General features: G+C 74.4%; 6 protein-coding genes. 5 read left to right on the top strand and 1 reads right to left on the bottom strand.

Annotation, left to right across the window (positions count from 1 at the left end; genetic code table 11):
* The 5 genes from ACIA8N_RS32480 to ACIA8N_RS32460 all read left to right on the top strand — a co-directional run.
* Positions 1–2,928, top strand: a 2,928-nt coding sequence (locus tag ACIA8N_RS32480; protein WP_399416854.1) for an NHLP bacteriocin export ABC transporter permease/ATPase subunit, incomplete at its 5' end; no start/stop codon positions are given.
* A gap of 195 nt (positions 2,929–3,123) precedes the next feature.
* Complete coding sequence (locus tag ACIA8N_RS32475; protein WP_365781121.1) at positions 3,124–3,600, top strand: DUF6643 family protein; 477 nt, start codon at positions 3,124–3,126, stop codon at positions 3,598–3,600.
* Positions 3,601–3,654: 54 nt separating this feature from the next.
* Positions 3,655–4,479 (top strand): MOSC domain-containing protein, encoded by an 825-nt coding sequence (locus ACIA8N_RS32470; RefSeq protein ID WP_365781120.1) that lies wholly within the window; start codon positions 3,655–3,657, stop codon positions 4,477–4,479.
* Positions 4,480–4,622: 143 nt separating this feature from the next.
* Complete coding sequence (locus ACIA8N_RS32465) at positions 4,623–5,231, top strand: hypothetical protein (protein ID WP_365781119.1); 609 nt, start codon at positions 4,623–4,625, stop codon at positions 5,229–5,231.
* 107 nt (positions 5,232–5,338) lie between these two features.
* Positions 5,339–7,747: a right-handed parallel beta-helix repeat-containing protein gene (locus ACIA8N_RS32460; RefSeq protein WP_365781118.1), complete on the top strand. Its 2,409-nt coding sequence runs from the start codon at positions 5,339–5,341 to the stop codon at positions 7,745–7,747.
* Here the strand turns inward: ACIA8N_RS32460 and ACIA8N_RS32455 are convergent.
* Positions 7,717–10,113, bottom strand: coding sequence for a hypothetical protein (locus ACIA8N_RS32455; RefSeq protein ID WP_365781117.1), 2,397 nt, complete (start codon positions 10,111–10,113; stop codon positions 7,717–7,719). The genes ACIA8N_RS32460 and ACIA8N_RS32455 overlap by 31 nt on opposite strands.
* Positions 10,114–10,228: the final 115 nt, after the last annotated feature.

Below are 10,228 nucleotides of genomic sequence, written 5' to 3'. Positions count from 1 at the left end.
CGTACGGGCAGCGGCGCGCCCGACCCGGTCGTGGCCGCCCTGGGCGCCCTGGGCACGGCGGTCGACTGCGCAGGCCTGAGCAGCGTCCCGCTCGAAGGCCCGCACGTCCTCTGGCTCGTCGTCGACGGCGCGCTCGATCTCTTCGCCGTCGACGCGGCGCGGCTCGGCCCGTGGCACTTCCTGGGCCGCCTCGGGGCGGGCACGCTGCTCCTGGGCCCGGTCGAAGGCCCCGCGCACACCCTGATCGGCCGCCCCGCGCAGGGCTGCCTGCTGCGCCGCGTCGAGCTGCGCGAACTGGCGTACGCGGCGGGGCAGTACGCCGGTCAGAGGTACGGAGGGCGGGAGCAGGGTCACGGCGGCCAGTGGTACGAGGGCCAGTGGTACGCCGACCCGGGCCCGCACGGTACGTGGGCCGAGCCCCCGCTCAGTCCCCTGGAGCACGCCTTCGCGCTCGGCATCGGGCGCGGGCTGCGGGTCCTGTACCAGGCCGCCCTCGACGGCGGCTCCACCGCCGGCACGGCCGACGACGACGTCCTGTGGATGCGGCTGACCCCGGGCAGCATCGCGTACGGGGCCGCGTACGAGGGACATGAGGGGTACCCGGCCCACGAGGGCCACCAGGGCCCCGGCACGGGCACCCTCCTCGTCGACCCCGCGACCTGGCAGGGCATGGTCGACCAGCAGTACCGGCTGCTGCACGCCCTGGACGGCTGGATCGAGCAGCTCGAACGCGACCACGAGGACCGTGCGGCGGCCGGGGTCGAGGCGGGCGAGGCGGCCCGCACCACGGCCGACCGCACCCTGCTCGCCTCCATCGGCCGCCACGGCGGCCCAGGCGCCCGGGGCCGCGCGGGCGCCGACGCGACCTTCGCGGTGTGCCGGGCCGTGGCCGACGAGGCGCGCATCACGCTCGTGGAACCGGCGGACGCGGGCGACGCCTTCGGCGCGGACCCCGGGTGCCCCGACCCGGTCGAGCGGATCGCGCTCGCCTCGCGGATCCGCACCCGGGGCGTCCGCCTCGGCGACCGCTGGTGGCGCGAGGACAGCGGGCCCCTGGTGGGTCACCGCGCGGCCGACGGGACACCGGTCGCGCTGCTGTGGCGGCGCGGCCGGTACGTGGCCTTCGACCCGGCCACGGGCGAGCGGGAGCGCGTCGGCCGCGCCGGTGCCGCCGCTTTCGCGCCGAGCGCCGTCATGTTCTACCGCCCGCTGCCCGACCGGCCGCTGAGCCTGCCTCAGCTGCTCCGGTTCAGTCTGCGGGGCACCCGGTCGGAGCTGCGCGCCCTACTGCTCGGCGGGCTCGTGGCGGTCGCCCTGGGCGCCCTGGTGCCCGTGGCGACGGGCAAGGTGCTCGGCACGTACGTCCCCGCGGCCGAGACCGGGCTCATCGTCCAGACCGGCGTGGCGATCATCGCGACCAGCATCGTGTCGGCCGCCTTCATGCTGCTGCAGAACACCGCGATCCTCCGGATGGAGGGCCGCATCGAGGCCACCCTCCAGCCGGCCGTCTGGGACCGGCTGCTCCGGCTCCCGACGACGTTCTTCGCCGGCCGCTCGACCGGCGAACTGGCCGGTGCCGCCATGGGCGTGAGCGCCATCCGGCGGGTCCTGTCCGGCATCGGTCCCGTGGTCGTCCAGGCGGGCACCGTCGGCACGGTGAACCTGGTGCTGCTGCTCGTCTACAGCGTGCCCCTCGCCCTGGTCGCAATCGCCCTGCTGCTCGCCACGGCCGCGGTCTTCCTGGGCCTCGGGCTGTGGCAGCTGCGGTACCAGCGACAGCTGATCCGGCTCGGCAACAAGCTCGACAACCAGGCCTTCCAGACCCTGCGCGGTCTGCCGAAGCTACGCGTCGCGGCGGCCGAGAGCTTCGCGTACGCGGCCTGGGCGGGGCGGTTCGCCCGTACCCGCGAACTGCACCGGCGCGTCGGGCGGATCAAGAACGCCCTCGCGGTCCTCGGCGCGGTCTGTCTGCCGCTGTGCACCCTCGTGATGTTCGCGCTCCTGGCCGGGCCCGCCCGCGGCACGCTGTCCGCGAGCGAGTTCCTCACCTTCAGCACCGCCGTCACGATGATGCTGTCCTCGGTGACGCAGCTGACCGGCGCGCTCCTCTCCGCCGCCGCCGTGCAGCCCATGTTCGAGCAGATCAGGCCGGTGTTCCGGGCGACGCCCGAGGTGCGCGGCTCCAGCGTCAGGCCCGGCGAACTGACCGGGGCCATCGAGGCCGAGAACCTGTCCTACCGCTACGGCGAGGACGGCCCGCTGGTGCTCGACGGGGTCGATCTGCGGGTGCGACCGGGCGAGTTCGTCGCGATCGTCGGGGCCAGCGGCTGCGGCAAGTCCACGCTCCTGCGGCTGCTCATCGGCTTCGACCGGCCGGTCTCCGGGACCGTGCGGTACGACGGTCAGGATCTCGCGGCCCTCGACCAGGCGGCCGTGCGCCGGCAGTGCGGGGTCGTGCTCCAGAACGCCCAGCCGTTCTCCGGCTCCGTCCTCGACTGCATCCGCGGCGCCGGGACGTACCCCCTGGAGGACGCATGGGCCGCCGCGGCGATGGCGGGCCTGGCCGAGGACATCAAGGCCATGCCCATGGGCATGCACACGATGCTGTCCGACGGCGGAGGCAGCGTGTCCGGCGGGCAGCGGCAGCGGCTGATGATCGCCCAGGCTCTGATCCGCAGGCCGCGCGTCCTCTTCTTCGACGAGGCCACCAGCGCGCTGGACAACGAGGCCCAGCGGACCGTCATCGAGTCGACCCGTGCCCTGAACGCGACCCGCGTGGTGATCGCCCACCGGCTGTCCACCATCATGGACGCGGACCGGGTGATCGCGATGGCGGACGGACGTGTCGTCCAGGAAGGCACCCCCGCCGAACTCCTCGCCGACACGACCGGTCTCTTTCACGAGCTGGTCCGGCGTCAACTCGGCTGATAGCCGTGTGATTACTATCGGTAATAGGTCGATAATCCTGAGTTTCCCACGCTCAAGATCAACGGAAAAGATCCCCCGTTGTTTACGCAGACTTTAACGCCGTTTTGGCAGGTCAGCCCGACAAAAACAGCGTAAATCGGATGACCCTAAGATGGGGACTCCCCAACCGGCACATCGTGGGCTTAACTTATGGCCATGACCTCCCCCCGCTCCACCTATGGAGGCGGTTACCACACCGCGCCGTCCTTCCCGGACACCCCGATCTACGACTCCCTGGTCGCGGAGCGGGGCACGCCTCAGATCGCCCCGATCCGAGTGCCCGCCGCCTACGACACCGGCAGCAGCTTCCCCACGAGCGGCTCCTACCTGCCGGCGCTCCCCGCGGCACTGCCCGCCCTCCCGGCGGCGCCCACCCCGCAGCCCTCCTACGGCAACGGCTACGGATACCCGCAGCCCGCGCCCCAGATGGCCCCCGTGCCCCTGCAGCACGCCCCCGCCCCGTACATCCCGCAGCAGCCGGTGGCCCCGCGCGGCTACCAGGCCGGCCAGTACGCGCAGCCGCCCCGCCCCGCTCCCGCGGGCTACGAGGCGATGCGTCCGGCGGCGCCCCGGCCCGCCCCCGCGCCGTACGACGACCCGTACAACCGTCCCTACCAGGGCGGGGGTTACTGACCGGCTCAGCGCACCGGGCGACGTAGTGTCCGGAGCGGCTGGCAGGATGACCGTATGCCGACTCCTGTTCTCCGCTCCGTCCACGTCCACCCGGTGAAGGCCATGCGCTCACTGGCCCCCACGGAGGCCGAGGTCCAGCTCTGGGGGCTGGCCGGGGACCGCCGGTGGGCCGTCGTCGACGCGGCGGACAAGGTCGTGACCCAACGCCGTCACCCCCGGATGGCGTTGGCCACGGCTGAGCCGCTGCCGGGCGGCGGGATCATCCTGTCGGCTCCCGGCCACCCGCCGGTGACGGTCGAGGTGCCGCACCCCTCGTCCACCGTCACCGTGGAGATCTTCGACAAGCCCGTGGAGGCCGTGCCCGCCGCCCCGACGGCGGCCGCGTGGCTCTCCGCGTACCTGGAGGGCGATTTCCGGCTCGTCCACATGGACGCGCCCGAGCACCGGCGGCCGGTCGACCCGGAGTACGCGCTGCCCGGCGAGACGGTGAGCTTCGCGGACGGCTACCCGCTGCTCGTCGCCACCACGTCCTCGCTCGACGCCCTCAACTCGCTCATCGCGCAGGGGGACCACGCCCACGAGGGCCCCCTCCCGATGAGCCGGTTCCGGCCGAACCTCGTGATCGGGGGGACCTCCCCCTGGGCGGAGGACGGCTGGACGCGGCTCGCCGTCGGCGAGGTCACCTTCCGCGTCGCCAGGCCCTGCGGTCGCTGTGTCGTCACCACCACGAACCAGCTCACCGCCGAGCGGGGCAAGGAGCCGCTGCGCACCCTCGCCCGGCACCGCAAGAACGACGGCCTGGTCATCTTCGGCCAGAACCTCGTCCCCGAGCACACCGGAACGGTCCGGGTCGGCGACGAGGTGAAGATCCTGGACTGAGCCCGGCACCGCGGCGGCCCCCGCACCCGGGCACCCGGCCGGACGCCCGGGACACCCGACACACTGCACCGGCCCGGCAGGCGGGGAACGCCGCCCCGGGGCACACTCGTCGGAAGGAGCGGTGACGACGAGGGGGTCCCGACGTGCGCGCAGCCACCGGACTCTGGCGCTGGCGGCACAATCCCCTGCGCCGGACCACTGATCTCGTCGAGGCCTGGGCCGCCTTCACCGCGGTCGTCATGCTCTGCCTCGTAGTGCCGCTGACCGGCTGGGCGGCCGGTTCCTCCGCCGACGTCACGCTCCAGCGCGCGGTCCGCGCCCAGCAGGAGCAGCGCGTCCCGACGACGGCCCGGGTGGTACGGGCCGCCGAGCGGCCGGTGAGCGCGGCGGGGACCGTCGAGGCGGGCGACCAGGCGGGCGGGCGCCGCCCGGTGGTCGCCCGGTGGACCGCGCCGGACGGTGCCGCCCGCACGGGCACGGTGACGACGGCCCTGCGGACCTCCGCGCCGGGTACCGCCTTCCCGCTCTGGACGGACCGGGACGGGCGCCCGGTGGCGCCGCCGATGCGGGCGGGCACGGCGCGGGCGCACGCGTTCATCGCCGGTCTGACCACCGCGCTCCTCGCGGGCCTGCTGGTGGAGACCGTCCGCCGCCTCGTCGTACGCCGGCTCGTGCTGCTGCGGTACGCGCGCCTCGACCGGGCGTGGGCGGCGACCGGCCCGGACTGGGGCCGCACCGGAACCGGCAGTTGAGCCCGTAGGGAGTGCTCGAACGTGACCCGTCAACCCCGCGGCCCGGCGCGCGCTACGGTGGGGCATCGGATCAGCGGCGAGGCATCAGGCGGGGGCAGGACACACCCATGGCACAGGGCACGGTCCAGGTGACGCACACCGGCACATCGCGGTGGCGGCGCCGCACGGGTGAGTACCCCTCGCTCGCCGCCGCCCTGGAGGCCGCCGGCGACGGGGACGTGATCACCGTCGCGCCCGGCACCTACCGGGAGAACCTCGTGGTGCGGCGGGCCGTCACCCTGCGCGGTCCCGAGGGCGCGGTCGGCTCGGTGCGGATCGCGCCGCCGGACGGGGTGCCACTGACGATCCGCGCCTCCGTCACCGTGCAGGACCTCCACATCGAGGGGCAGGACGTCGCCGCGCCCGCGCTGCTCATCGAGGACGGCACGCCGGAACTGCTCGACCTGCGGATCATGACCCGCTCGGCCGCCGGGATCGAGGTGCGGGGCGCGGCCCGGCCGACGGTGCGCCGCTGCACGGTCGACAATCCCGCCGGGGTCGGCATCGCCGTACTCGACGGGGCGGGCGGTGTGTTCGAGGAGTGCGAGGTGGTGTCCGCCGGGCAGGCGGGCGTCTCGGTGCGCGGCGGGGCGCATCCGCGTCTCGAACGCTGCCGGGTGCACCACTCCTCCGGGGCGGGGATCGCGGTGACCGGCGAGGGCAGTGGCCTGGAGGGCGTGGGCTGCGAGGTGTACGAGATCAAGGGCGCGGGGCTCCAGATCGCGGCCCGCGCCACCGCCCACTTCACGGACTCCTCGGTGCACCGCACGTCCGGGGACGGCATCACCCTCGACACGGACGCGGTGCTCACGCTGTCGGACTGCGACATCCACGACGTCCCCGAGAACGCCGTCGACCTGCGCTCGCGCTCGGTCCTGACGCTGACCCGGTCGACCGTCCGCCGCTTCGGCCGCAACGGCCTGTCGGTGTGGGACCCGGGGACCCGGGTGGACGCCAACCAGTGCGAGATCCACGACAGCACGGGCGACTACCCGGCGGTGTGGGTGAGCGACGGGGCGACCGCCGTCCTCGACGCCTGCCGGGTGCACGACGTGCCTGACGCGCTGTTCGTCCTCGACCGGGGTTCGCGCGTGGACGTCGTCGACAGCGATCTGTCGCAGGTGCGGAACACGGCGGTCTCGGTGAGCGACGGGGCGACGGCGCAGCTCGACGACTGCCGGATCCGGGAGGCCTCGACGGGCGCCTGGTTCCGGGACCACGGCAGCGGCGGCACCCTCGGCGGCTGCACCTTCGACTCCGTGCAGACGGGCGTCATCGTCACCAAGGGCGCCGACCCGACGATCGAGCGGTGCACGGTCACGTCGCCCGCCGAAGCGGGTTTCTACGTGTCGGCGGAGGGCCGCGGCTCCTTCCACGGCTGCCGGGTCACGGGCAGCGGCGGGTACGGCTTCCACGTCACGGACGGCTGCCGTACGACGCTGCGCAAGTGCCGTACGGAGCGGTGCGCGCGCGGGGGTTACGAGTTCCCCGAGGAGGGTGCGAGCGCGGAGGACTGCACCAGCGACGAGAGCGCGGTCCGCTCCTCCGTACCCGACGGGGGCACGGTCCTGACGGCGACGCAGACGGCGGGGCTCCTGGGGACGGTGCCCGCGCCGCGCGTCCAGGCGGCCGTACCGCAGGCCGTGCCGGAGCCGGTGCCCTCCTCCCGTTCCTCGCAGGACGTGCTCGGGGAGCTGGACGCCCTCGTGGGTCTGGAGAGCGTCAAGCTGGAGGTGCGCACCCTCACCAACATGATCGAGGTGGGGCGCCGGCGTCAGGAGGCCGGGTTCAAGGCGGCCTCGGTCCGCCGGCATCTGGTCTTCACGGGCAATCCGGGTACGGGCAAGACGACGGTGGCCCGCCTGTACGGCGAGATCCTGGCCTCCCTCGGGGTCCTGGAGCGCGGGCACCTGGTGGAGGTGTCCCGGGTCGACCTGGTCGGCGAGCACATCGGCTCGACGGCGATCCGGACCCAGGAGGCCTTCGACCGGGCGCGGGGCGGGGTGCTGTTCGTCGACGAGGCGTACGCCCTGTCTCCGGAGGACTCGGGGCGGGACTTCGGCCGTGAGGCGATCGACACGCTGGTGAAGCTGATGGAGGACCACCGGGACGCGGTGGTGGTCATCGTCGCGGGCTACACGGCGGAGATGGAGCGCTTCCTCACCGTCAACCCGGGCGTGGCGTCGCGCTTCTCGCGGACCATCACGTTCGGCGACTACGAGCCGGAGGAGCTGCTGCGAATCGTGGGGCAGCAGGCGGACGAGCACGAGTACCGGCTCGCTCCCGGCACGGACGAGGCGCTGCTGGTGTACTTCACGAAGCTGCCCAAGGGGCCGGCGTTCGGCAACGGGCGTACGGCGCGGCAGACGTTCGAGTCGATGGTGGAGCGGCACGCGGGCCGGGTCGCCGCGCTCGCCGAGGCGAGCACGGACGACCTGACGCTGCTCTATCCGGAGGACCTGCCCGAGCTTCCCTGATCCGCGGTCTCGTGGGGATCACGCTGCCGGGGCATGGCGGGCAGCAGTTGGTCGAGGAGGGCGGAGCGCCGGTGGGAGAACGCCGGGTCGGCCTGGTAGTCGGAGTGGCCCAGGATCGGTTCGGGCAGCGGGTGTTCGCGGGTGCGGCCGTAGGCGACGGGGTCGGGAAGGACCGGGGCGTCGACGGCGGGCCTGCCGTCGTCGGCGGGGACCCGGACGGGTCCGCCGATGGGATCGGTGGCGCGGTACAGATTGCTCCAGCAGGAGACCGTACGGTTCAGGGCGCGCAGCGCGTCGGGGCCGAAGTACGCGGGGAACCAGCGCCCGTAGAGCCGCTCCAGGGGTGAGCCGTACGTGAGGAGCGCGACGCGGCCCCGGGTGGCGGGCGGCAGCTGCCAGACGGCGGCCGCCGCGAGGACGCTGCCCTGGGAGTGCCCGGAGATGACGAGCCGGCCGCCGGTGCTCCGGGTCCAGGAGCTCATCCGCCAGGTCAGGTCGGGCACCGCCCGTTCGGCATAGCAGGGCGGCGCGAAGGGGTGGGCGGCGCGCGGCCAGAAGGTGCCGACGTCCCAGAGGATGCCGACGGTGCGGCGGGCGGAGGCGTCCTTGTAGGCGCGCCGGCCCCAGGTGACGAAGAGCAGGAAGCCGAAGCCGATCATCCAGGAGCCGAGGGCCTGGGTGGCGGAGGCGAGCGACGCGACGGCCGGGTGGGCGCCGTCGAAGGCCCGTCCTGGAACGTTTCCGCTGGCCCAGGCTCCGGCGACGGAGGCGGCGCCGAGGAACAGGGTGGCGCCGGAGACGACGCCGACGAGGACGGGCGCGGAGTCGGTGAGCGCCGCCCGCGCCCGGCCGGAGGCGATCTGTCCCGTACGGACCGGGTCGCCTTCGCCGGAGGCGTCGTAGTCGGCCTCGACCGTCGCGTGCAGCCGCCGGCCGGCGAGCACGGTCCGTACGGCGAGGAGCGCGGCGGGCGCGAGCAGCAACAGGAGCAGGACGGGGATGACGGACGCCTGCCAGCTGAGGAGCACGGGCGGACCGATCCTGGGGCCGCCGTGGGCCGCGCCGGGACCGTCGAGCCAGTCGGCGACGCGCTGGGCGACGCCCCCGGACATGACGCCGGCGAGGGCGCAGGCGAGCATGGCGACGGCGGGGCCGCCGAGTCCGCGCAGGGCGGTGCGCGGGTGCCTGCCGGGTCGCTGGAGCAGCAGGGCGACCACGCCGAGGGCGACGACCAGGCCGCCCTGGACGACGGTGAGCGTGCCGAAGGCGGCGTTGCCGGGGAGGGCGCCGCCGGAGGTCCAGCCGGGGCGTGACCAGCCCGCGTAGAGGGCGGCGAGCAGGAGGAGGGCGAGCGAGGCGCCGGGCAGCCAGGAGACGAGGGTGCGTTCGACGCGCAGGTCGAGGCGGCGTTCGCTGCGGCCGCGGCGGCAGACGACGAGGACGACGAGGACGAGGAAGGCGGCGACGGCGGTCTGGAGGGCCGCTCCGATGACGGCGCCTGCGTCCGCGCCGGGGGCGGTGGCGTCGTGCCGTGCGGTGGCCGTGGCGAGGGCGGCGGCGACGGTGAGGAAGCCGGCGGCGGTGTGGGCGGCTCTGAGGCGGGCGACGAGCCGGCGCCCGAACCAGAAGCCGGGGCGGCCGAGGGCGGGCCTGATCCCGCCGGGGCCGGGAGCGCCCTCGCCCCGGTCGGCGGTCTCCGTGTCGGCGTCCGGTTCGGCCACGGGGGCGTCGTAGCCGGTGGGCGGGCGCTGGGCCTCGTACGCGCTCCAGGTCCGGTTCGACAGGTACCAGAGGAGACCGACGAGCGCGGTCGGGACCAGGGCGGCGAGGGCGAGCCGGCGGCCGGGCGCGGACCACCAGCCGTCGCGCACCGGGGAGAGGAAGCCGAGCCAGGAGTACCTGTCGGCGCAGGCGGCGGTTCCCGCGCACTGCCACGCCGTCAGGTCGAGCGCGACCTCGCAGGCCGCGGCGGTGAGGAGCACGGTGAGGGTGAGGGCCACGAGGCGGACGAGGACCCCGTACAGCCGGACGAGCCGCGGACGGCCCTGGGCGGGCGGGCGCATCCAGTGCGCCAGGTTGACGACCATGAACGGCAGGAGCAGCAGCCACAGGGCGCGGGTGCCGTCGCCCGAGGTGAGGTTGGACCAGCAGTACGCCTCGGGGATCGGGCGGGCCGCGTACCGCTCGGGGTGGTGCTCGGCGTCGGTGTCCTCCACCCGCCGGTGCACGGCTGCGGTGCGGTCGCCGGTGACCCGTACGGTCCTGGGGTCGTCGAGCATGTCCTGGGGGGTGGCTCCGCCGACTCCGTGGACGAGGAGTTCGAGCGCCGCGCCCCCGCTCTCCGGGGCGGGTGTGGCAGGGGACACTGAGGGGACTTCCTCTCAGGGTGGGAAGATGCGACGTCGGCATCAGGATCGCGGACGGTCGTGCACCTGCGCACCGTTCCTCACCGAATCCGACGACCATCCCCTTGTCTCCTGC

Origin of the sequence: Streptomyces sp. NPDC051822 (assembly GCF_044452745.1) — a bacterium.
In the GTDB taxonomy this organism is placed as follows: Bacteria; Actinomycetota; Actinomycetes; order Streptomycetales; family Streptomycetaceae; genus Streptomyces.
This window is presented reverse-complemented; position numbering and strand designations above follow the sequence as displayed.

What these genes read in the sequence shown, in the direction of transcription:
- ACIA8N_RS32475 (WP_365781121.1), top strand. Translation starts at nt 3,124, where the DNA reads ATGACCTCCCCCCGCTCCACCTATGGAGGCGGTTACCACACCGCGCCG.
- ACIA8N_RS32470 (WP_365781120.1), top strand. Translation starts at nt 3,655, where the DNA reads ATGCCGACTCCTGTTCTCCGCTCCGTCCACGTCCACCCGGTGAAGGCC.
- ACIA8N_RS32460 (WP_365781118.1), top strand. Translation starts at nt 5,339, where the DNA reads ATGGCACAGGGCACGGTCCAGGTGACGCACACCGGCACATCGCGGTGG.